At 46.1% G+C, this 282-nt stretch carries 1 protein-coding gene; it reads left to right on the forward strand.

Annotated elements, in window-relative coordinates; genetic code table 11:
- On the forward strand, window positions 1-282 hold a 282-nt coding region (locus tag RYX56_RS21890), incomplete at both ends, for an AMP-binding protein (RefSeq protein ID WP_317124056.1).

The raw sequence follows: 282 nt of genomic DNA on the forward strand, positions 1-282 counted from the left end.
GTTTTGCCGGTTATCTGCAAGCAAACATAGGTATTAAAAAAGGCGATCGTGTCGCCATCATGCTTCCAAATACGCCCCAGGCTGTCATTGGCTATTTTGCTGTACTGTTGGCCGGAGGAATCGTCGTTCAAACGAATCCATTGTATACGGAACGTGAGCTGGAATATCAGTTGAAGGATTCGGGAGCGAAGGCAATCATCACTCTTGATGTCCTTTACCCACGAGTCAGCAAAGTAATGCCGCAAACCGAATTAGAACACATCATTGTCACTGCCATCAAAG

It is taken from the genome of Alkalihalophilus lindianensis, from assembly GCF_032843265.1.
In the GTDB taxonomy this organism is placed as follows: domain Bacteria; phylum Bacillota; class Bacilli; order Bacillales; family Bacillaceae_D; genus Alkalihalophilus; species Alkalihalophilus lindianensis.